The sequence below is a fragment of the Bdellovibrio sp. HCB288 genome (assembly GCF_047305935.1).
In the GTDB taxonomy this organism is placed as follows: Bacteria; Bdellovibrionota; Bdellovibrionia; order Bdellovibrionales; family Bdellovibrionaceae; genus Bdellovibrio.
Genome location: NZ_CP178619.1, coordinates 2,886,665 through 2,909,504 on the forward strand (window position 1 = coordinate 2,886,665; position 22,840 = coordinate 2,909,504).

Genomic DNA, 22,840 nt, shown 5'->3' on the forward strand with positions numbered 1-22,840 from the left:
ATAATTATTTCTAATTCCCAGGTGGAACTGTCCAGAGTTTTGTCAGGTCAAAGGAAAGATCTTGTGATTACCAGAGGTTGAGGGAATCATTGAGCAGTGGAGGCGTTATGAAAGTCTTAATGATCGGTTTGTTTTCTGCATTGTTTTTGTTCCAGAGTATTTCGGGAGCCCAAGAAGAAGGCCCTTATTTTGAAAATACCATTGTTCCACGCAAGGGCAGATTGTTTGCCGTGGACTTTGATACGAAGTCCAAAACAGTGCGTGTCTCTTTGGTCGGGAAAACAGTGAAGGGATTGAGTTCTTCGCGTTATGCTGTGACGGCAGCGACAACGGATGCGAAAGGTTTGGAGCAACAGCTGGATTTGATATCAGTGGCTGACGGATATAAATTTAAAGATGAGATGCCGTCGGACAAGGAAATCAAAATTAAAGTTCACGACAAGCATACGAAAGATTCAGAATTGTTTTTGTTGAAACCCTAGAAATAGAAATATGAAAAATATGTTCCCAAATAAAAAACCCACTTTTTCGAGTGGGTTTTTTATTTTCATGTGAAGAAGTTGTTGTGATTTCTTAACAACTTTCTGTCTCGGGGAACCATTAAAAATGCATCGGTGGAGATATTCAAATGACCGTTCTGTAATTGACAGAGTGTGGTCAAAATCGATTAAGACCATGTAATAAACTCGTTTTAGTTACAATTCAAAAATTACTTAAGGTTAATTGATGGAGATAAAAAACGAGGGGGCCATCGTGGCAAAAGCTGATTCCATTGATGTAGTTAAGTCTAAAAATACGAAAAAAATTTCCACCAAATTAAAGCCATTTTCTGAGGGAAAAAAAGCCCTTGATGCAAAAAAGAATCAAGCTGCGATCGATGTTGAATCGGAATTCTCTGAGCAGTCGTTGAGGATCGACAGCATTGCTAAAGAGCAGTTGCGCCAGCTACTTTTTACAGTAAAGGCTGTGCGTCGTGGAGATTTTGCGGTCAGAATGCCCATCAACCAAGAGGGTATAATCGCTGAAATCGGTGAGGTTTTGAACGACATTATCGAACTCAATGAAAACATGGCCGATGAGTTTGTTCGAGTGCGCTCCACAGTTGGTCAGGAAGGTAAAATGAATGAGCGCGTGTCGATGGGCTCTGTGAAAGGTGCATGGTCGACGAGTGTTGATTCCGTGAATCTGTTGATCGGTGATCTGGTTCAACCGACTCAAGAGGTTGCCCGTGTCATCACATCGGTGGCAAAAGGGGATTTGTCCTCCAAGATGTCTTTGGAAATTGATGGTCGCCCTGTAAAAGGGGAATTTTTCCGTATCGGTACGACAGTGAACTCCATGGTGGATCAGCTGAACTCGTTCGCGTCCGAGGTAACTCGTGTGGCAAAAGAGGTAGGAACCGAGGGTAAACTAGGTGGTCAGGCCGACGTTCGCGGTGCCTCTGGTATCTGGAAAGATCTGACTGATAACGTAAACAGTCTTGCAGGAAATCTGACGGATCAGGTTCGTAATATCGCGAAGGTAACCACAGCGGTTGCCAAAGGTGACTTGTCTCAGAAAATCACGGTTGATGCCCGTGGCGAGATCTTTGAATTAAAAAATACTATCAACGTCATGGTGGATCAGCTTTCATCCTTCGCCGCCGAGGTGACTCGTGTTGCGAAAGAGGTGGGAACTGAAGGTCGTCTGGGTGGTCAGGCCGATGTAAAAGGTGTTTCCGGTACATGGAAAGATCTGACCGACAACGTAAATGGTCTTGCGAACAATCTGACAGCGCAGGTACGTAATATCGCCAAAGTAACTACCGCGGTTGCGAACGGCGACTTGTCACAAAAAATCACCGTTGATGCTCGCGGGGAAATCTTTGAATTAAAAAATACCATCAACGTCATGGTGGATCAGCTTCGTTCATTCGCCGCCGAGGTAACCCGTGTTGCCAAAGACGTGGGTACCGAAGGAAAACTGGGTGGTCAGGCCGACGTAAAAGGTGTGTCGGGAACTTGGAAAGACTTAACAGATAACGTAAATGGTTTGGCGAATAACCTGACCGCACAGGTTCGTAATATCGCGAAAGTAACTACTGCGGTTGCGAATGGTGACTTATCACAAAAAATTACCGTTGATGCCAAAGGTGAGATCCTAGAACTGAAGGACACCATCAATACGATGGTGGATACGCTGCGCTCTTTTGCGGCCGAGGTAACTCGTGTTGCGAAAGACGTGGGTACGGAAGGAAAACTTGGAGGTCAGGCCGACGTAAAAGGGGTTTCCGGAACTTGGAAAGATCTAACCGACAACGTAAATGGTCTGGCAAATAATCTGACAGCACAGGTTCGTAATATCGCAAAAGTTACCACGGCCGTGGCGAATGGCGACTTGTCACAAAAAATTACGGTTGATGCCAAGGGCGAGATCCTGGAACTTAAGAACACCATCAACGTCATGGTGGATCAGCTGAACTCCTTCGCAGCCGAGGTGACTCGTGTTGCCAAAGAGGTGGGAACTGAAGGTAAGCTTGGCGGACAGGCCGACGTAAAAGGTGTGTCTGGTACGTGGAAAGACTTAACAGATAACGTGAACAGCCTTGCCGGAAATCTAACGGCGCAGGTTCGTAATATCGCAAAAGTAACCACTGCAGTTGCCAAGGGTGACTTGTCACAAAAAATTACGGTTGATGCCAAGGGCGAGATCTTTGAACTAAAAAATACTATCAACGTCATGGTGGATCAATTGAACTCCTTCGCAGCCGAGGTAACTCGTGTGGCGAAAGAGGTGGGTACCGAAGGGAAGCTGGGCGGACAGGCCGAAGTATCCGGTGTCTCTGGTACCTGGAAAGACTTAACAGATAACGTAAATGGTCTGGCGGGAAATCTAACCGCACAGGTACGTAATATCGCAAAAGTGACCACCGCCGTTGCCAAAGGTGACTTGTCACAAAAGATCACCGTTGATGCCCGCGGGGAAATCTTTGAATTAAAAAATACTATCAACGTCATGGTGGATCAGCTGAACTCGTTCGCTGCCGAGGTAACCCGTGTTGCCAAAGAGGTGGGTACAGAAGGAAAGCTGGGAGGACAAGCCGACGTAAAAGGTGTGTCTGGTACGTGGAAAGACTTAACAGATAACGTAAACAGCCTTGCCGGAAACTTAACGGATCAGGTTCGTAATATCGCAAAAGTAACCACCGCGGTTGCCAAAGGTGACTTGTCACAAAAGATCACAGTTGATGCCAAAGGTGAGATCTTTGAATTAAAAAATACTATCAACGTCATGGTGGATCAGCTGAACTCGTTCGCTGCCGAGGTAACCCGTGTTGCCAAAGAGGTGGGTACCGAAGGAAAGCTGGGCGGACAAGCCGAGGTAAAAGGTGTGTCTGGTACCTGGAAAGACTTAACAGATAACGTAAATGGTCTGGCCGGAAACTTAACGGCGCAGGTTCGTAACATCGCAAAAGTAACGACTGCGGTGGCGAACGGGGACTTGTCACAAAAAATCACAGTCGACGCTCGCGGGGAAATCCTGGAAGTAAAAAACACTATCAACTCGATGGTGGATCAGCTGAACTCCTTTGCTGCCGAGGTGACTCGTGTGGCGAAAGAGGTGGGTACGGAAGGGAAGCTTGGAGGTCAGGCGGAAGTGCGTGGCGTTTCCGGAACCTGGAAAGACTTAACTGATAACGTTAACTTCATGGCCTCGAATCTGACCAAACAGGTACGTGGTATCGTGAAGGTCGTAACCGCCGTTGCCAACGGGGACTTGAATCAAAAATTCGTCCTTGAAGCCAAAGGGGAAGTTGCCGCTCTTGCGGAAACCATCAATTCCATGACCGATACTCTAAGAACGTTTGCAGATCAGGTATCAACTGTCGCCCGCGAAGTGGGCATCGAAGGTAAACTGGGAGCGCAAGCGCGGGTGCCGGGTGTTGCTGGTACCTGGAAGGATTTGACCGACAACGTAAATTTCATGGCCTCGAATTTGACAACTCAGGTACGTGGTATCGTCAAAGTCGTAACCGCAGTTGCCAACGGTGATCTTGAACAAAAATTCGTTCTCGAAGCCAAAGGGGAGGTTGCGGCCCTTGCCGAAACTATCAACTCCATGACCGATACACTTAGAACCTTTGCTGATCAGGTAACGACTGTTGCCCGTGAGGTTGGTATCGAAGGAAAGCTGGGCGGTCAGGCAAGCGTACCGGGTGCCTCTGGTACCTGGAAGGATTTGACCGACAACGTGAATCAGCTGGCCGGAAACTTAACGGCGCAGGTTCGTGCCATCGCCGAAGTATCCACAGCGGTAACGAAGGGTGATTTGACCCGTTCCATTTCCGTTGAGGCCGAGGGCGAGGTTGCGGCTCTGTCTGAAAACATCAATCAGATGATCAGCAATCTAAAAGACACGACTCAGAAAAATAATGAGCAGGACTGGTTGAAAACCAATCTCGCGAAGTTCTCGGGAATGATGCAGGGTCAGCGCAGTATTGCTTCTGTGGCCCAGTTGATCATGTCGGAGCTGACACCGTTGGTGGATGCACGTCAGGGTACGTTCTTTATGCTTGAAAATGACAGCAACGAAAGTTCACTGAATCTGATTGCGAGCTATGCATTCTCTGAACGTCGTTCAGTTTCTAATAAGTACAAACTAAAAGAGGGCCTGATCGGTCAGTGTGCGTTCGAGAAAAAACGCATCATGCTGATGAACCCTAAAGATGACTATATTATGATCAGCTCCAGCATAGTTGAAGAAAAGCCACGCAACATAATCGTGCTGCCGGTGCTTTTCGAAGGCGAGCTAAAGGCCGTGATCGAGCTTGCGTCTTTAACGCCATTCACTCAGAACTATATCAACTTCCTGGATCAGTTGATGGATTCGGTCGGGGTTATCCTTAATATGATCTCGTCCAGTATGAGAACAGAGGAACTTCTACAAGAGTTGAAACGTTCGAATGTGGAGCTTGAAGCTCAGGCGAAAGAACTGGAGGATAAAGCCAAACTTCTGGAAGTGAAAAACCAGGAAGTGGAACTTGCCAGCCGTTCCTTGGAGGAAAAAGCAGAGCAGCTTTCTCTGATCTCCAAGTACAAGTCTGAATTCCTGGCCAACATGTCGCACGAATTAAGAACTCCTCTGAACAGTCTTCTGATACTTTCAAAAACACTGGCAGACAATCGCGAGAAAAATCTGAATGGTGAGCAGGTTAAATTTGCCAGCACTGTTCATTCTGCGGGTCAGGATTTGTTGGCGTTGATTAATGAAATTCTGGATCTTTCCAAAGTGGAAGCCGGTAAAATGCCGGTGACTCCTAAAGTTGTGGAAATCAAAGAAGTTCAGGATTATCTTGAGCAGACTTTCAGACCTGTTGCTGAACACAAAGGTTTGGACTTCCTGATCACTATTTCTCCGGATCTTCCTAAATCCATGGTGACTGATGAGAATCGTCTGCATCAGATTTTAAAAAATCTTTTGTCCAATGCCTTTAAGTTCACTGATAAAGGCAATGTGTCTTTGGATGTGAAATTTGCATCTACTGCCGGGTATCCGGAGGGAGCAATCGTTTATCGGGTTCAGGACACGGGGATTGGTATCCCTTCTGACAAACAGAAGCTGATCTTCGAGGCCTTTCAGCAGGCCGACGGAACAACCAGTAGAAAGTACGGCGGAACGGGTCTGGGACTGACCATCAGCCGAGAGATAGCGCGTCTTTTGGGCGGTGTGATCACTGTTGAAAGTACACCAGGTCAAGGAAGCAGCTTCATTCTGACGTTGCCCGTGAAGTATTCAGCGCCGGAAGGTGTGACCGATAACGTCCGAGACGAATATTCGGATGTGACGCCACTGCCGGTCGATGCCGACTTCACCGGAAGAAAAATCCTTATCGTGGATGATGATGTTCGCAATGTTTTTGCTCTTAGCAGTGTATTAAAAATGCGTGGCATGAATGTGATATTCGCAGAAAATGGCATCCAGGGTATCAAAGTGTTGAATGAAAATCCTGACACGGATCTGGTTTTGATGGATACCATGATGCCGGAAATGGATGGCTTGGAGGCCATCCGCGAAATTCGCAAACTGGAGATGTTCCAGAAGTTGCCAATTATATCGTTAACTGCCAAAGCCATGAAAGGTGATCGTGAGAAATGTCTGTCTGCGGGAGCTTCTGACTATGTGACAAAGCCTGTGGACGAGGACTATTTGTTATCGGTGATGTATTCATGGTTGCCTGAAAATTCCTTGGGACTTCAGCAATAGGAGAGGCTCAATGGATGCAGTGGATATTTTAATTGTTGATGATCGATTGGATGGGTTGTTGGCCCTGCAGGCCGTGTTGGGGGATCCCGGGCTTAATCTATTGCAGGCGCAATCGGGTCCTGAAGCTTTGGAGCTTTTGGATCATCACGACTTTGCAGTGATTCTGCTGGATGTTCAGATGCCGGGGATGGATGGGTTCGAAACGGCACGACGTATTCGTTTAAATTCGCGGCATCGCCAGACGCCGATTATTTTTGTCACCGCAATCAACAAGGATGATCAGTATATCTATCGCGGCTATGAAGTGGGCGCGGTCGATTATATCTTTAAGCCTTTTGAACCGCATATCGTAAAGGCCAAAGTCAGTGTTTTTGTGGAGTTGTTTTTAAAATCCCGAAAACTCGAGGAGCAGGCTGAATTGATACGAGTTTCAGAGGCACGGGAACGCTTTCTGCGTTTGGCCGAGCTGGAAGTGGAAAGTCTGCGCCGCTATAGAAGTTTGGCGGATGCAATTCCGCACGTCATTTGGCGAGCAAAAGGCGACGGAACTTTTGATTACTTTAATAAAGGCTGGACTGACTACACGGGTTTAAGTCTGGAGCAAAGCGTGGGTCGGGGATGGCAGTCCGCTGTTGATGAAGGAGATTTGCAAGAGTTGTTGCGAGTTTGGATGAACTCCATGGACAACGGCAATGCCTTCGAAACAGAGTGCCGTCTTTTTAACAAGAAGGGCGAGGCTCGTTGGTTCTGGGTTCGTGCAGTTTCGGACACAAATATGTTGGGTGTGGTGAACTGGATTGGCACCTGTACGGATATTCATGACCGTAAAACCATTGAGCTGAAATTAATTGAAGCTGAAAAACACGCAAATGCCGCCAGTGTTTCAAAGACCAACTTCCTGGCAAATATGAGTCATGAAATTCGCACGCCGATGAATGCCATCCTGGGTTTCACGGAACTGATGCTGGATGATGAGCAAACCCCGGAAGAAAGAGCCAAATGGATTCGCACCGTGCAAAGAAATGGCGACCAGCTTCTTAAGCTGATCGATGAAATCCTGGATATCTCAAAAGTGGAAGCCGGCCGGTTGCAAATTGAAAGAGTCGAAGTGGATGTGGAAGGTGTCCTTGAGGACATTCGCTCGCTTCTGCGATTGCAGGCACTGGATAAGCGTCTGGATTTCCGCATTGACTTGGATTGCAGCATCCCTAAAAAAATAACGTCGGATCCAACTCGACTTCGCCAGATCCTGCTAAATCTGATTGGTAATGCCATCAAATTTACCAGTGAAGGGCACGTTCATGTGGATGTGGAATGGGTGCCTCGTTCGGGAATGGATTTAAACAGCAAGATGAGATTCTACATCTCCGATTCTGGGGTGGGTATTCAGCCTGATCATGCCGGAAACTTGTTTCAACCCTTTGTTCAGGAGGACAGTGCCACTACCAGAAACTTCGGCGGCACGGGGCTGGGCTTGGCACTTTCTCGTCAGTTGGCGCGTGCGATGGGCGGGGATGTGACACTTTCAGGCAGCGTGCCTGGTCAGGGAAGCACATTCCTGATTGAAGTGAATGCGGACCCGGTTGAAGGCACGTTCTTTATCGACACGTTGAACTTTGCAGTTCCTCAAAATGAAAAGGATCAAAGTTATAAGGGATCGCAAAAACTGAAAGGAATGAAAATTCTTTTGGTTGAGGATGTCGAGGACAATCAAGCCCTGATTTCACATTTTCTTGGAGGAGTGGGAGCCACTGTTCATTTTGTGGATAATGGTAAAGAGGGCGTCGAGGCGGCATTGTCATACGAGTATGATGCCGTACTGATGGACATTCAGATGCCGGTTATGGATGGTTACGAAGCCACGCGAAGATTGCGTGCGCAAGGGTTCGATCTGCCTATTATAGCGCTGACGGCCCATGCACTTAAGGAGGAGACTGTGAAAAGTATTAACGCGGGATGTACTTACCATCTGGCGAAACCTGTTAACTTTAATAAGTTGATTGAATTGCTGGCGGGCATCTATCGTGGCAAGGGTCTGCGGGAGGATCATTGTGCCATTTGATGATTCTGGAGATATCTCGTTGGAGATCAAGAACTTCGTCAGAAGGCATATTCATTCGGTCACTCTGTTAGATGTTCTTTTTTTGCTAAAACGAAACAGTCAGCGTGGATGGACACCTGAAGAGGTGAGTCTTGAAATGCGGTCTAATCCGGGGTACGCCCACTCGCAGCTGCGCGAGTTGGTGGGAATTGGCCTGCTGACAGAGGAGAATGGCCGCTTCCGCTTTGATGCGGGCGACCTGTCTGCCACCGTCGATAAGCTTGAAGTGCTGTTTAATACCCGTAGATCTTCGATTATTAATTTTATTTATTCGCAACCCATTGACAGCATTCGCGACTTTGCAAATGCGTTCAAAATTAAAAAGGACTGATCGTGGCTTTTTATGTCTATTTACTTTGTTCTATAACGAGTTTTGGCTGCGCTCTTTTTTTGGGACGTGCTTACTTTCGCAATCGCACTCGTTTGTTGTTCTGGAGCAGTATCTGTTTTGTAGGCGTGGCTCTGAATAATATTTTGCTCTCGGTGGATTTCTTATTGGGGCCGGACTATGACCTTTCCATGATTCGCGCCTGGATCATTTTGGGCGGGATGGTGGCCATGGTCTACGGCTTGATTTGGGATACGGTGTAGTATGAGTCAGGAAATCGTAAAGCAATTTATTTATGGTGCGGTGATGATGGCGTCTGTGGTCTCAGGTGTTTTCTTTTTGAAGTTTTGGAGAAAAACCTCAGATCGGTTCTTTGCTCTTTTTGCGGCTTCATTCTTTATGTTGGCAGCCGAAAGATGGTTCCTTGTGCTGATGCCGGCTCAGGGCGAGGACAACTCCTGGATATTCTCCATGAGGCTTCTGGCATTTTTACTGATCATATTGGCGGTTGTGGATAAAAACCGCGGTTAGAGAAATAAAAAAAAGGCGGCCTAAAAGCCGCCTTTTTATTTACTTGGCACCGAAAGATTTCGCGGTGTCTGTGATCCAAACTGCATAGTACAGAATGTTCATGTAAATGATATCGGTGTTGCAACCCAAGCCGCTGCGGCTGGTGACACCCCAAAGCTGGTATTCGTTACCAACCTGGATGTAAGCCGGACCACCAGAGTCTCCGGAGCAAGCTGCTTGACCGCCAGTTTGGTCCAAAACAACTTCACCCTCATTCGGAGTGTACTTGATTTTTACCTGCACAGCTTTAAGAATTGCAGGGCCGCTGATCTCTTCACGAACACAGCTTGTGGCTTTGCGTGCATCGTCGTTGTCGCAGTAAACTTCGCCATTGTTGATCATCTGTTGAAGATTTTTTTCTTTGCGCGGGTTGACTGGAATCACCTCAGCATAGTCCACACCGTAACCAGCAAGAATCGTCAAAGCGTCTCTTTTTAGTGCTGCGGGTTCAGTCAGGATTTTAGCTGGCGTATAGTTTTTTGGAGTTTCGCCTTCGTACATCATCAAACCGATGTCGTGGCCAGGGATTGCCATGTTGTCTTGGCTGCCAGCGAAATCTTCGTGGGCTTTCATTTTAACCACGCGGCGAACAGCTGGGTGAGTTCTGAAATTTTTACCAAGATTCAGGATGGATTCCATGTTCGGATGGAAAACTACATAGACCTCCGAAGTTTTTTCACCGATGCAATGAGCTGCAGTCAAAACCAGATTTCCTGGCAAAAGCGAACCCGTGCATGTGAAGCCGAAGTTGTTGTCGTAGATTCCTACCACACTGTGGGCCAGAGCAGAGTCCTGTTTAACCAACTGGCCGCCAATAATAGGCGTAGCAGACTTATTTGATACTAGTGTGGGTTCAACGGAAGCGCTGCAACCTACAGTGATGAAAGCAACAGCCAATAAAAAGGCATTTAGAAGTTTCAACTCGTGTTCCTCGCAAATAAAAAAAGTGTGGGGTCCTTTTATAGAACCACCACACATTTGCAAGAAAAATTAATCACCTGTAATGATTTTTCCGGGGCCGAGTTTTCAATTAGGATTCAGTATCCAAAATCGGGAATGATTTAACCAAATCGTCGATGGCTTTCATCTGCTGCAAGAACGCTTCAGCTTTCGCCAAAGGTAATGCAGAAGGGCCGTCACATTTTGCATTCGCTGGATCCGGGTGAGCTTCAATGAACAAGCCAGCAAGGCCCACAGCCAATCCCGCGCGGGAAAGCTCTGCGACCTGACCACGGCGACCTGCAGAAGCCGCACCCATTGGATCGCGGAACTGAAGCGCGTGAGTTGCATCCAAAATAACGGGCGCACCTTTAGAAACTTTTTTCATGATATTAAAGCCCAGCGTGTCCACGACAAGATTGTCGTAACCAAAACATGAACCACGTTCACACAAGATCACTTTGTCGTTTCCACACTCTTCAATTTTTTCCACGATGTTGCCCATCTGGCTGGGGCTTAGGAACTGGGGTTTTTTGACGTTGATCACCGCACCCGTGCGAGCCATCGCTTCAACCAAGTCAGTTTGGCGCGCAAGGAAGGCTGGCAATTGAATAACGTCGGCAACTTCAGAAACGGGTTTTGCCTGTGCGACTTCATGAACGTCGGTGATGATCTTTACGCCGAAAGTTTTTTTAAGTTCAGCAAAAATCTTAAGGCCTTCATCCATGCCCGGACCGCGGTAGGAGTGGATGGAGGAACGGTTGGCCTTATCAAAGGAAGATTTAAAGACATAGGGGATTTTAAGTTTGTCAGTGATTTTAACGAAGTGCTCGCACACCTGCATGGCAAGGTCACGGCTTTCCAGCACGTTCATACCTGCAAACAGGACGAATTGTTTGTCATTTGCTACTTCGATTTTGCCAAGTTTAACGGTTTTGTTTTGCATGGGCTGACTCTAGCATTCCAGCTCGCCCATGCAATCAGAAAAGCTCTGCGCAATTGCCTGGAGTTTCAACAAAGTGCCGATTGAACAGCCAGCCCCGGATGCGGGAACACTTCTCGGGAGTGAGGGTGTCGCCGATCTTAAAGCGGGCGGCCACGGAGTCTTTGCGGGCATTGTGCAGCCAGCCCGGTGGGTTTTGCGCAACCAGAATATCCATAAAGGGTTTGTCCAGGGTGTTCAAAGGGATGTCAGGATCGACGGCCTTCATGGGCACCTTTGGGAACTTTAAAGCCTGTAGAAAGGCATTGAATGTCAGCGGTGTGGTTTGCATCAGGCTCGCCAGGCTGTCGGGGTAGGTTTTAAACTTCAGCGGAGCAGCTCCTTTGGAGCAAACCAGTGAATAAAACTCGATATTCAGCAAATACAAATCACATTGGGAAAACAGATCCTCAGAGGAACGAATCAAACTGTCCAAGGCCAAGGGTGATATTTCCCCATCCAACCACTGGGCAAAAATACCGTCGTCATGAAGGGCTGATGAAACGGCCTGTAAAGCTTCACGCGTCCATAGTTTCGCTGCAGCAAAATAAACCGGTGAAGGCACGTTGTTGTAAATAAGGTCGTACTTCTTTTTCGTCGTCCTAAGATAAGTCAATCCGTCGGATTCGGTGAAAGTCACTTTGGGGTTGTGCAATAACTTGTCGGCGACAAACTTAAGACTGCCGGCGACTTTTAACATCGTCGGATCCAGGTCCACGATGTCGGTATGAGCAAAAAGCTGTTCCGCTCCCAAAGCCGTCGCGCCCGTGCCCATGCCGATCACCAGGGCATTATTAAAATTATTCACGTAAGCCAAAGGCGTCAGGCCCATCAAAGTATCAATCAAGGGGATCGGTTCCTGGTGCGGAAGGAAGACCGACGTGTGACCGTTCATGAACATCAGTGAGTACTGTCCAGCGAACTCTACAAAGTTAACCTGGCTGCTGTTATGTTTGAAGGTCTGAACTTTGCTGATTTCCTGAGAATAGGAATACCACTGCGCAAAACCACGCATATTAAAGCTGCCCAAATCCCAGGAATATGTTCTTAACAGCCCCCAAGATAAACCTCCCATGATCACAATCAGCGAGCTGGTGATGATACGGAGTTTGATGGTGCGAACGGCGAAAATCAGACAGCACAGCCCCAGGAAAGCCCAGAGTTGAAAAATCCCCATCACTTCAAAAAGTATCGAAATGAAAACCAGAATGCCCAGGGCATTTCCCAAAGAGTTGATGCTTAGATAAATTCCCAAGGGGATGTCTTCATTTTCTTTTTTCACCAGTGGCAATAGGCTTCCGAAAAAGAAACCAAATGGAAAGATCAGCCCCAGGGTGAATACGGCGCGAATCATAAAGATGATGGACGGGGTGTTTTCAGGTGTCACAGAGGAGTGAAGTGCAGCTCCATCAAAGGTGCTTAAACCACAAACATCCAACATCCAGGCCCAACCTACGGGCCAAGCTTGAGTCCAAACCAATAGTGCAAAAATCAATATCGCCGATTTGCTTTTGAAATCCGTCCAGCTAAGCCATTGATAGCCTTTGCGTGTTTGAAACCACAAGCTGGAGGCGGCCCAGCTCAGCAGCAATGCTGCCAAATACAAAGTGTAGTGAAAGGCCAGGGGCGCCAGTGTGGTTTGTACTTGCCGATAAAGAATCGACTGGATCACGCCGCTGATTACCGAAAAAACAAAAAGGGACAGGAGTAATTTTTTTGCCGAAGTCGAAAAAAGCATCTCTTTTGTAAAGCGACTGATTTGTTGGATGCCGCGGTCTTTGTCGCGAAACCACCAGTAAATACTCCAAAAGGCTTCAAGTAGCGTCAGGCCAATCAGGATTTGCGTGATGCCGACGGAAGAAAGTAAATCCAACTCCATCCAAATCAAGGCCCCGACCACCAACAGATGGAAATAAAAATAAACCTGATTGAAGCGCTTGGTAGAGGATCCAGTTTCGGTGTCGGTTCTTAAGAAATACAAAGGAAGAATCATGGCCGAAACAAAACTGATTAGAAAAAACAGGACAAAGCCCAGGATCAAACTCAGATCGGTGGCGGCTAATAAGGCCGTGTCGTTCAAATAGAACCCCAGCAGGGCGGCGTTAAGTATCACCAGGGAGAGGTGGCTATTGGAAAGAGTGAATTTCCAGCGATCTGCGAAATAGCTGCCTAGGGAGGTACCCAGGTAGGCCACTGCGATCAGGAATAGTTGAATGAAAAAAAGACTGCCGAAAATTTGCGATAGAATTCTGGAGATAAGAACCTGGTACAGCAGCACGGGAATTCCGAACCAAAGGAGAAAAATCTTTTCAGAATTTGTTTTAAACCGATCAAGACTGAACATGTTTTTTCTCCAAAAGACCCGGCAGTGCGAACAAATATATAACTATCATGAAATGCAGATAGTAGCGGTAATGGAAGATTTCCTCGATGCCGATATGGAAACCCAACAAAGCAATAAGACACATCCATCGAAGCAGGCGCGGTCCGGTCAGGATAAGGAAGGCTCCGCATTCCACAATAAGGATTCCCCATTGAAGAAATACGGCCAGGTTGTGGTTTTGAAGAATGGCTCTGCCTATATAAGATTCCATGTATCCCATGGAGTGTACGAAAACTTGCAGAGTGGTGCCGTTGGGCCATGAAAGACCTGAATAAAAAATCTTTTCCCAACCAGCAAGGCAGTAAAACGAGAGCACCACGACAGCCGCCGCCTGATAAAAGTATCGCTGTAGTAAACCCCATTCGCGCAGGGTCAATAAGATTAGTAAAAGCGAAAAGACGGATTGGCGGTGATCGCCAAAGGGTTCATTTTGCAGATACCAGGAAGTACTCAATATGAAAAACAACGATGAAATGACGGAAGAGAAGCGCGGAACCAATTTGAGCAGCCATAGCGTCGTGCTGACCAGAAAAATGCCTGTGCAAATTTGAAATGCCATTTTATTTTCAATAAGCGTTGCTGGCAAATAGCCAATCACAGAAACGGGCAAGATTGCGCCTGCCGTTCGCCAAGGGATAAATAATTGATCCAGGCCCAAAAAAATGGAGCACAGTAAGACCAGGCGGCGAAAACCATCAAAATAACGGACAGATGTTGGCCAGATCATATAACCGTACCTCTGCAGACCGGTGGTGCTGAATCGCTGTTTTCTGCAAGATGTTCATTGGACCACCAAAACAGGGAGTATTTTATGACTCCAAAATTCTGATCACTGCGCTGACCCCAGATGGTTCTGATAAGACAAAACTCCTTGGGGATCTGATTTTGTTTGGACAGGGTGGAGAAGTGATTCTGCAACTGCTCTGTGGTTAGGATTTTACCCCAAGCGTAGACCGTGGCTGGGTGGCGCCCGACGTCGTAAGTGGGATCGCCGTCATAGTTGTTTTGCAATTGCAAACTGAGCAAGGGGATCTGTTCTCCTGTGGGCAGGCTGGCATGATAAGTTTCATACGTCGTCGGAGCATCCGCAAATAGGGGATAGCGCTGAACAGGAAATAGTGGGCGTGTGAAGAAACTCACCGTAAATATCACGGCCAGAGTCATCAAAAGAATTAGTTCAGATTTTTTATTGAAAAATTCCATTGGTTTTAAGGCTAGACGATTGGTAGCATCTTTACAAGCATCTAAGGTGGAGGCATCAGGAATGTTCAGTCAGGGTATCACAGCAATGTTTTTGACGGGATTTTCTGGTTTGCTTTATCAGATTCTTTGGATCCGCGTTTTTTCAACATTGTTGGGTGGAACCACATTGTCCATTTCCTGCGTGATTGCGCATTTCATGCTGGGACTTGGGCTCGGTACTGCATGGGCGCCTAAGTTGCTTCGACGATCATTTCGAAAAGAAATTCCCCTTTACTCCTATTGTGAGTTCGCGATTGTGCTGGTTGTTTGCGCCAGTTTTGCGATTCTTACGGGAAACACAGAGTCAATCACACATTGGGTGCGGGATTTCTCCGGCCCGAGTTTGATGTCCCATTTTTTACTGACAGGGGTCTTTATTTTCCCGGCCACCTTTTTAATGGGGTTGTCATTTCCAGTGATCAGTTACAAGTTTTCAGAGGCCAGTCAGCATCAATGGCTTTATGCCGTGAACTGTCTTGGCGGGGCTGTGGGTGCATTTTTATCCTACACGGTTTTGATCTATTTTGCAGGGCTTGAAAATACTTTGGCTATGGGGATTGGCTTGAACTTTCTGGCGGGTGTAATTTTCTTTAGGCATAAATTTCAGAATATACCGACAGAGGCGAAGACAAATATTCCTGATCATCATTCTCTGGATGAGGGGTTGTCTGCGAGAACCATTAAAATTTGGGCGGTTTGTTTAAGTGGGCTTAGCGGCTTCTTCGTGTTAAGTCTGGAACAGCTGTGGTTTCGCCTGGCCTCTTTGCTTTTAGGAGGACGTGTTTACGTCCACAGTCTTGTTTTGGCAGTGCTTTTATTGTCGCTGTTTCTCGGGGCGGCGTTAAGTCCACGCTGGAAAGACATACCTGTGCGGAGTCAGGTTTCCAGATTGATTAATCTATTACTGTTCGCGGTATTTTCAGTGAGTGTGGGGTTTTTATTTTTCAACCACACCATGGCTTTGGCAGTTGATCTGGTTAGCCCGTACCATAAAAGTTTGCATTTTGTTTTTGCTGTGGCATTGCTGGTTTTGGCCATCGTGCCGGGTGTGATTTTAGGTTTGTGTTTTCCGTTGTCGCTGCGATTGATTCAGGCTGGGGAGTCTTCGGCCTTGGCGCGTACGAAAAGTTTGTCGCGGGCAATTTATGTAAACACCTTCGCTTCAGTCTTAGGAAGTCTGCTTGCAACCTATGTTTTGTTCAGATACCTGGGGACCGTGAACAGTTTGAAAGTTTTGTGCGCGGCACTTTTGATTTTGGCCCTTTTTGGCGCGATTCAGTTCACTCAAGGGGCACGGCGCGGATTGACTGTGATTTTTGGACTCTTGCTTTTGGGCTTCGTCACATTGAAGCCGCTCAGTCTTAATTCGGCCGAGACGGTGTTGTTTGAAGCTGAAGATGAGTTCGGGTATTTGTCCCTGGTTCAACTAAAGCCCTATCCTGCGCAACCAGAGTTAACTCGCTGGGCGATGTTCAATAATTTCAGCTCGTTGGTGGCGCCATATGGTTTTGAAAAAACAAAAGTGGTGCAAAAGAATCTCGCTTTGTATCCGGCCCTTTTTTCCAAGGATCTGAATAATGTCCTGGTCGTGGGGATGGGGTACGGACTTACCACGGAAGCCTTTGTACAACTTCCAGTGCAACAAAATATCACCAGTGTTGAATTGTTGCCGTTGGTTTTGCGGGCGCAAAGTGAAATGACTTTTAAAAACAACGACTATCTTAAAGATCCAAGAGTGATAAATATCGCCGCCGACGGCCGCAGTTATGTCGCACTTTCTGGCAAAAAGTGGGATGTGCTGACTGTGAATGTGGATCCCTATGGAGTTGGCACAACGCATTTGATGTCAGCAGAGTTTTATAAAATCGTGGCTCAGAATCTGGCGCCGGGGGGAGTCTATGCACAGTTGTTGTTTGGGTCCCAGCACTCTATTCAAGCCTTGATCAATACTGCCAAACAGAGTTTTCCTTACTACAAGATTTTGCCGGGTTACGATTACGATGGAATTATTTTCCTCGGTAAAATGGAGCCATTTACATCGTGGGATGCGGCCCGTTGGGATCGGGCAGAAAAACTGATGCCAAGCCGTTCCTGGGATCAGGATGGATTGAATACACCCGGTGATTTCGATATTGCAGAGAAAGTGGCAAATAGTTGGATCGAGTACATCCGCCGTGAGGCCGGTGTGAATGATGCCATTGTCACGGATGATAATTTGTTGATTGAAAAAAGCCGAACTTCCGCGACGGATTTGTTTCTTAATTATCCAAGGGACTATTAGGGCTCAGGTTGCCAGCAGCCCGAGGATTTCAAATCAGAGGTGGTGTCTTGAAGGTGCACACCTAAAAAATGTGGATTCAAGGCCTGCACCATATTGCTGATGGAGTTGGCTTCCAAAATACTCTCGTCCAAGGTGTTCATACGGGCCTCTTGTGCCGCAGGAATGTCTCGATAGACCGGGAAGCAGGGCTCCTTGAAGGATGCCTTGTTAACAAGAGTATTCTGATAAAATTCAAGGTCCTTGTTTTTAAGTAAATCAGAGATTCTGGTTTTTCTAAGTTCACGAGGTGTATTGTAAGCGATCACGATGGGATAGGGGATTTTCACAATATCGACATGCTTGAAGTGTTTTTGCAATGGAGCCAGGAATTCGGCTCGTTGTTTAATATCAATGACCGAGGCAATATCAAAGTAGGTTTGATAGACACCCTCTGCTTTCAGGCATGATACTGCCAAAGACAAAAACTCGTCCGTAAACAACTTCCCGGCATTGAAGTTTCCTGGGTAGGTGGAGGTGTTGACGATCAGGTCGTAAGTGGCAGTGGGACAGGCTTTTAAGAAATTCATTCCATCTTGCAGGTGAAGCTGAATCCCGGGGCGAGTGGCCAGTTGATTGTTTTCAAAAGAGAATAGATTCAATGTTTTGCGAACGGCGGGAGATATTTCGACCAATTCGGTATTTGTACTGATAGCCGCGACTCCCCAGGAGGTTTGTCCGGAGCCCACGCCGATAACCAGGGATTTATCGATTGTGCCTGGGAAATAGGGAGCTGCAATCAATCCCACCAGGTTTTCAGTGAACAAATTCAAGTCATGAGATGCATGGCCATCGATGTAGTACATTCGCACCGGTTCATGGGGTGGGATGTTTGAGAGTGTGTTATGGATGGCGATGGACGAAAACGCTTCGGAGTGAATTGTCGTGGTGCTGGGGATTGATTGCGCACGGGCCTCTTTGGAGAGTCGATTACCAAGCAAAGAATCCGCCTGCCTGTTTTTAAAGGCGAAAAAGGCCAGAATGGCGACTCCAACCAAGGTAATTGCAGTTTTGAAATAGCGATTTTCAAAATGCGCAAAAATCAGCGCGCAAGCGCTGGCAGCAACGATGGCTGTGGCAAAATAAGAATTGAACCAAAGCTGCGAAGACATTAACACGGCAGCCAGCATTCCCACCGTGTTGCCAGCGCTGGCAATGATATTCAATAAGCTTGAAGACTCATCAATCGCCATGTCCTCGGATATTACTTCAGCGCCGCGAATGAACATCAGACTGGAAAACAAGACTGGAATTGTAAGGAATAGAGCCTGAATAAAGCTAAGTGCGAGATAGTTTGCAAGAGATCCGCTCATCGCGTCCCGCAGCCACACAGGCAAATTTGGGAAGCATAGCTGGATGATCAACAGAGCGCAGGCCCAAGCGATGAATAATGCCGCACGAGGGACCGTCTTTCCCCATTTTTCAACGGCACCGGCAAAACTCATCCAAAAAAAGACAGCCATGGTGATCAGTGTGGCCTGCAGGCGGAAGGCTTCGGTTAAGAACGTCTGGGTTTTTACGGCCCAGAAAATTTGATAATAGCTAAGTGTTGAAATTGCCAGGACGGCGAAGATACTCAGGCGATGCCCGGGCGCAAAGAATTTCTTCAGGTGAATTTGCGGATTTGAAGTTAGATGGAAGCGATCTTTTTTGGCAAATATGTACAATGCAATTCCCAGCGAGATTTGCGCTAAGCCCAGTGCTGCCAGTGCTGTGCGAATGGATAAACCGTGAGTGAAGTAAACTTCAAAGGCCAAAAGACCCGCCATCGCGCCCAAATGGTAAAGGGAGTAAATCCAGCGATAGCGAATTTGGCGCAAGTAATAACTGTACAGAGGAAGTTGTGCGCCAAGGCAGAAGGCGGGAATTAGCAGACTTGCAATCAGCAAAGTGTCGGGCGGATTTTTAAAAAACAAAAGTATATTGTATATGCCGGTTAAGACTTCCAACAAGGGCAGGTGCTTGCGCAGTTTTGAAGAAAATAAATTTCCCAGAGCAGCGCCACAGATGAAAAGCAATGTCACGAGGATGTACGTGGTGTAAAGGTCCCCCAAAGTCACAGAGACGACTTTTTGGTAAAGAACTTGCGCTGAAAGATTTAAAAGGCCCGAGAACAGGGCCAACAGTAAAATCATTCTTCATCCATAAAAGGAAGGCGCCCACTCGGGGGCGCCTTGTTTGCGAAGTTTAGCGGCAATATGTTCCACTGGAGCCTTTAACCAATACCTTGCCGTTGTCGCATTGGTAGGTTGTGGAAGTTCTGGTACCAGTGGCATTCTTGGAGATTTGGTATGTGCTTGTGCTTGTAAAACCAATAGCATCACAAGTACTGCCGCATCCAGGTTGTGATGATGGCGGAGTACAAACAGTTTTGCCGGAACTTTCATACTTAGTCAGGTAGGCTCGGCCGTCACAGCGGTAGACAGTTGAAGTCTTGCGAGTGCCGGTTGCATTTTTACTAATTTGAACTTCAGTGTAGTTCGTGGCAACAACTGTGTTACAGTTCGTGCATAGACCTGGTGTTGGAGTCGGTGTCGGTTCAGGCGGAGGTGGTGGTGGTGCACTCAGGTCGCAGCTTGCGGCTGCTAAAGTTGCCACCCCATTGATACACTGAACCGTCAAAGTCCCGCCAATCACCTTTTGTTCTTTTGAATTGGACATCGCAGGTTGAGGGTCGGTGCATTTAAAGTTTCTTGATTCACCATGAGCTAACGGTGGTACCGCCAGACGCGATTTTGCAGCGGCAGCTGAAGTGTCATCAAAAATGGTGCTCATCATGATGAAAGCATCACGGCAGGCAGTCCCATCGCTTCCCAGATTGACAGGGGCGCTGACGCTTCCTCTATTATCCGTTTTAGGGCTTTTATCCGTCGGAGAGTCCTTTTTAAAGCGGTACTCCCAGCGGTTGCCGTTGTCACCGGGTCTTGAGAAACCGGTTTCGGAAATAACTGCGATCGTAAACAAGAGCAAAACGCCAGATGCTAATTTGAGTTGAGTTTGCCTTTTCATGGAATCCTCCCAATAAAAAATGCTATCTCAATTAAGGAACAATTTTAAGAAAAATATCCCAGACGCGCCCTTTCTTTTGCTCGCCCTTTTTATCCTTGTAGGTGAACTCGCCCGGTCCTACAAGACGCGCGTTAGGGCCCAGATCCTGGGTCGCATCCGTGTATTTCACGGAAATCGACTCAACACCCAGCTGTTTGAGCGTTCTAAGCTCTTTCGCAGAGCTTTTTCCATCGTGATTGCTGTCTTTCCAAAGACGCAGTTTTGCAAAAACCGGATCTTTGGAGTCAATCACACCATCTTTATTGAAGTCATAGACTTCCAGATTTTTAAATCCGTCCTGGAAGTTGTTGATGTCTCCGAAGAGCTCATGACCGCCATCGACTTTGCCGTTGCCATTCTGATCGTGAACCAGGAAGTACATCTCTGTATTAAATGTGGGCCAAGAGATCTTTCTTCCGTTTTGGTTGGCTATAAGAGGAAACTTGGAGGTCTTTTCAACCTTCGGCAGGTCATCATCAAATTTTAAAACCAACGGGGAGAAGTAACCACCACAGAAAGAGGTTTCACCCGGAAAGGCTGCCAGCATGGTCAGGGATTTTCCGTTTTCTGAAGCATACCAGTTGCTGGCGGCGGTAATGGGTCCATCAAAAGCCATATAGCGGCGCTCGCTATTGCTGTTGGTAACTTTTTGCGCAAAGGTGATGCCGCTGAGGAAGTCCGATTTAACATCCAATGCATCCAATTTAGTGAAATCAGTACCTGTTGCCAGGACATCCACAGGGATGGTTTTAGCACCTTCCAGATTGATGCGGATCAAATTTCCCTTTAAGCGCGCACGCAAGCGCGTGCTGGTATTGTTGTCCAGGACAGTCGCATTGGTTAAATCCACATCAGTACTGGCGGTGGTTCGCATGGTTGCAGTCGCCGGGAAAGTGATATCTAGTTTTCTTTTGCCACCGGCAGCCGTTAGATAATACAAAGTCGCTGTGATCTCTGATTGCTCTGAAATTGGATTTGGAACGGCACGAAGATTAGTACCAAAACAGCTGACGTAAATATCCAAAGTGGTTACGTCCGAGTTTGACCCGTTCATCACAAGCTGGGAATCTAATACGACGTCGTTCATGTTAGGCCCGGTAAAAGGCAGAACACTGGTTGTTGAGGACTTCTTGGTTTGCGCTTGCAAGGAAAGCGGAACCAGTAAGCTGGCGGCGATGATAAGCTTCAAGTTCATGTTTTTCATCGGGTCACCTCAAGACTGATAATAGGGAGTGTGATCGCTTTTCTAACGAATTTAACTTGTTTCACTCCGGATAACAGCATGTTTACATCTTTATATTGACCATTTGTCAGTTCCTGAAGCCATAGCTCCGACTTTTGTGTCACGGAGTTTATACGTAATTCAAATCGTACCATAGTCACAGGTTCAATTTTGACAAAAGGTGCAGCTCCACCCACAGCGGGCAGTGTGCGCATGAATCCATCAACGTTTGTATAATTGGCCAGGGTGATTGGGTGAGAATTTATAATGTTCACTTTGGACTCTGCGTTTGACAGCAGTCCAAGGTCACTGCCGCTTACTTTTCCAAGATAAGAAGCAAATCGGGGAGCAGTCATGATGCTGATCGAACCACCGACAATGGGGCGCAAATAAGTAGGGCAGCTTAACATAAATAACTTTCCCGGGGCCCAGCGCGTTTGAAAAATCTGAGTCATGGAGCCATGCGGGGATGAGCCCGTTGTGCCCTTTAAATCCGGGATGGAATTCAATCCCACATATTGAACGGTTCCGTTCAGCAGTTGGTTGGCTGGTACCGAGGATTGTCTGTAGGCGAACATAGGATCGAAAATGACCGAGTCAAATTCAGCCTCTTCCGACTGAAGTAGGTAGAAATAGCGGTTGGCCTGACCCGGCGTCATAGTGAAAGATCTTTGCGCAGAATCTTTCGCCTGATCCTCGATAGTGGAGTATGGAACGTCAGGATAATAATCAAAGAAGTTACGATTTTTATCGTCGCGTAAATCCACTTTATTGAAGCTGGTTGCTGATTTTTTCAGAATATTCACTGTGGCAATATTCAAAACAGACAACTCAGTGTCGCCTTCAGATGCGGCGTTAATGCGTTTTAACTGATTGGTGAAATCAAACAGGAACGTGGCGTTGCCCAAGGCGACCACGCCCACAAGTGCCAAAACCACCAGGAGTTCCGTGATGGTCATGCCCTTTGCGTTTTGCAGAGGATTTTTATTTTTTACTTCACTGTGATGAAGTAGGTGTATTGTTTCCACCGTTCCTCCTGCTTACCAATGACTCTTTTGTCTGCGGGCAGGGCGACCCTCAGGTCGACCTGATATAAATTTCTAACAAATAAACTGGGCACAATGACGTAGCCAAAATAGGCCTGACAAGGATTCTCTTTGAAACATTCTGCTTTCGGGATCATGGTCCCGTAGGAAAGCCCAAAGGGCAAAGCATCCCTTTTCAACAGAGCTTCCTCTTTGGTCATGTTGGTTTCAAAAGACACCTGATACAGAGACAAATTAAAACGGATGCTTTCCACAATCGCCTGAACGTTGTCATTCGAAGCGCGGGTCAAACGCATTTGCGCTGAAAGATTGGAAATATAAGTGATGTAGGCATAAGTTGCATAGCTGACGATCACACCCACCACGATGGCAGCTAAAAGTTCAATCATTGAATAACCGCGGTTGTTGTTCAGTTTCAC

17 protein-coding genes are annotated in these 22,840 nt (G+C 47.0%); 7 read left to right on the top strand and 10 right to left on the bottom strand.

What is annotated here, in order from left to right; all coding sequences use genetic code 11:
- The first annotated feature begins 107 nt into the window (after positions 1 to 107).
- The 6 genes from ACLVWR_RS14160 (at position 108) to ACLVWR_RS14185 (ending at position 9,203) form a co-directional block, all read left to right on the top strand.
- On the top strand, positions 108 to 482 hold the full coding sequence (locus ACLVWR_RS14160) for a hypothetical protein (RefSeq protein WP_413581282.1): 375 nt from the start codon (positions 108 to 110) through the stop codon (positions 480 to 482).
- A gap of 430 nt (positions 483 to 912) precedes the next feature.
- Complete coding sequence (locus tag ACLVWR_RS14165) at positions 913 to 6,243, top strand: HAMP domain-containing protein (protein WP_413583507.1); 5,331 nt, start codon at positions 913 to 915, stop codon at positions 6,241 to 6,243.
- A gap of 10 nt (positions 6,244 to 6,253) precedes the next feature.
- Positions 6,254 to 8,305 (top strand): response regulator, encoded by a 2,052-nt coding sequence (locus tag ACLVWR_RS14170; protein ID WP_413581283.1) that lies wholly within the window; start codon positions 6,254 to 6,256, stop codon positions 8,303 to 8,305.
- Positions 8,295 to 8,675 (top strand): hypothetical protein, encoded by a 381-nt coding sequence (locus ACLVWR_RS14175; protein ID WP_413581284.1) that lies wholly within the window; start codon positions 8,295 to 8,297, stop codon positions 8,673 to 8,675. The genes ACLVWR_RS14170 and ACLVWR_RS14175 overlap by 11 nt, the downstream gene beginning before the upstream one ends.
- 2 nt (positions 8,676 to 8,677) lie before the next feature.
- Positions 8,678 to 8,935: a DUF5985 family protein gene (locus ACLVWR_RS14180; RefSeq protein ID WP_413581285.1), complete on the top strand. Its 258-nt coding sequence runs from the start codon at positions 8,678 to 8,680 to the stop codon at positions 8,933 to 8,935.
- Position 8,936: 1 nt separating this feature from the next.
- Positions 8,937 to 9,203 carry a DUF5985 family protein gene (locus tag ACLVWR_RS14185; RefSeq protein WP_413581286.1) on the top strand — a complete coding sequence of 89 codons (267 nt, stop codon included), beginning with the start codon at positions 8,937 to 8,939 and terminating at the stop codon, positions 9,201 to 9,203.
- Positions 9,204 to 9,242: 39 nt separating this feature from the next.
- Here ACLVWR_RS14185 and ACLVWR_RS14190 read toward each other — a convergent pair whose 3' ends face one another.
- The 5 genes from ACLVWR_RS14190 to ACLVWR_RS14210 form a co-directional block, all read right to left on the bottom strand.
- Positions 9,243 to 10,163 (bottom strand): S1 family peptidase, encoded by a 921-nt coding sequence (locus tag ACLVWR_RS14190; protein WP_413581287.1) that lies wholly within the window; start codon positions 10,161 to 10,163, stop codon positions 9,243 to 9,245.
- Between the two features lie 109 nt (positions 10,164 to 10,272).
- The gene (kdsA, locus tag ACLVWR_RS14195) at positions 10,273 to 11,127 is read right to left on the bottom strand and encodes a 3-deoxy-8-phosphooctulonate synthase (RefSeq protein ID WP_340599458.1); all 855 of its coding nucleotides are present in this window, start codon (positions 11,125 to 11,127) and stop codon (positions 10,273 to 10,275) included.
- Between the two features lie 34 nt (positions 11,128 to 11,161).
- Positions 11,162 to 13,507 carry a hypothetical protein gene (locus ACLVWR_RS14200; protein ID WP_413581288.1) on the bottom strand — a complete coding sequence of 782 codons (2,346 nt, stop codon included), beginning with the start codon at positions 13,505 to 13,507 and terminating at the stop codon, positions 11,162 to 11,164.
- A complete protein-coding gene (locus ACLVWR_RS14205) occupies positions 13,494 to 14,204 on the bottom strand; it encodes a hypothetical protein (RefSeq protein ID WP_413581289.1) in 711 nt (236 codons plus the stop codon). The genes ACLVWR_RS14200 and ACLVWR_RS14205 overlap by 14 nt, the downstream gene beginning before the upstream one ends.
- 65 nt (positions 14,205 to 14,269) lie before the next feature.
- The gene (locus ACLVWR_RS14210) at positions 14,270 to 14,749 is read right to left on the bottom strand and encodes a hypothetical protein (RefSeq protein WP_413581290.1); all 480 of its coding nucleotides are present in this window, start codon (positions 14,747 to 14,749) and stop codon (positions 14,270 to 14,272) included.
- Positions 14,750 to 14,810: 61 nt separating this feature from the next.
- Here ACLVWR_RS14210 and ACLVWR_RS14215 point away from each other — a divergent pair, with 61 nt between their 5' ends.
- Positions 14,811 to 17,069 carry a fused MFS/spermidine synthase gene (locus ACLVWR_RS14215; RefSeq protein ID WP_413581291.1) on the top strand — a complete coding sequence of 753 codons (2,259 nt, stop codon included), beginning with the start codon at positions 14,811 to 14,813 and terminating at the stop codon, positions 17,067 to 17,069.
- Here ACLVWR_RS14215 and ACLVWR_RS14220 read toward each other — a convergent pair.
- The 5 genes from ACLVWR_RS14220 to ACLVWR_RS14240 are packed head-to-tail and all read right to left on the bottom strand — an operon-like array spanning position 17,066 to position 22,840.
- Positions 17,066 to 19,240 carry a spermidine synthase gene (locus tag ACLVWR_RS14220; RefSeq protein ID WP_413581292.1) on the bottom strand — a complete coding sequence of 725 codons (2,175 nt, stop codon included), beginning with the start codon at positions 19,238 to 19,240 and terminating at the stop codon, positions 17,066 to 17,068. The two genes, ACLVWR_RS14215 and ACLVWR_RS14220, sit on opposite strands and share 4 nt — an antisense overlap.
- 52 nt (positions 19,241 to 19,292) lie before the next feature.
- Positions 19,293 to 20,114 carry a hypothetical protein gene (locus ACLVWR_RS14225; protein WP_413581293.1) on the bottom strand — a complete coding sequence of 274 codons (822 nt, stop codon included), beginning with the start codon at positions 20,112 to 20,114 and terminating at the stop codon, positions 19,293 to 19,295.
- Between the two features lie 31 nt (positions 20,115 to 20,145).
- A complete protein-coding gene (locus ACLVWR_RS14230) occupies positions 20,146 to 21,357 on the bottom strand; it encodes a hypothetical protein (RefSeq protein ID WP_413581294.1) in 1,212 nt (403 codons plus the stop codon).
- Positions 21,354 to 22,403, bottom strand: a complete 1,050-nt coding sequence (locus tag ACLVWR_RS14235) for a prepilin-type N-terminal cleavage/methylation domain-containing protein (protein WP_413581295.1) — start codon at positions 22,401 to 22,403, stop codon at positions 21,354 to 21,356. Before ACLVWR_RS14235 ends, ACLVWR_RS14230 begins: the two co-directional genes overlap by 4 nt.
- On the bottom strand, positions 22,367 to 22,840 hold the full coding sequence (locus ACLVWR_RS14240; protein ID WP_413581296.1) for a prepilin-type N-terminal cleavage/methylation domain-containing protein: 474 nt from the start codon (positions 22,838 to 22,840) through the stop codon (positions 22,367 to 22,369). Before ACLVWR_RS14240 ends, ACLVWR_RS14235 begins: the two co-directional genes overlap by 37 nt.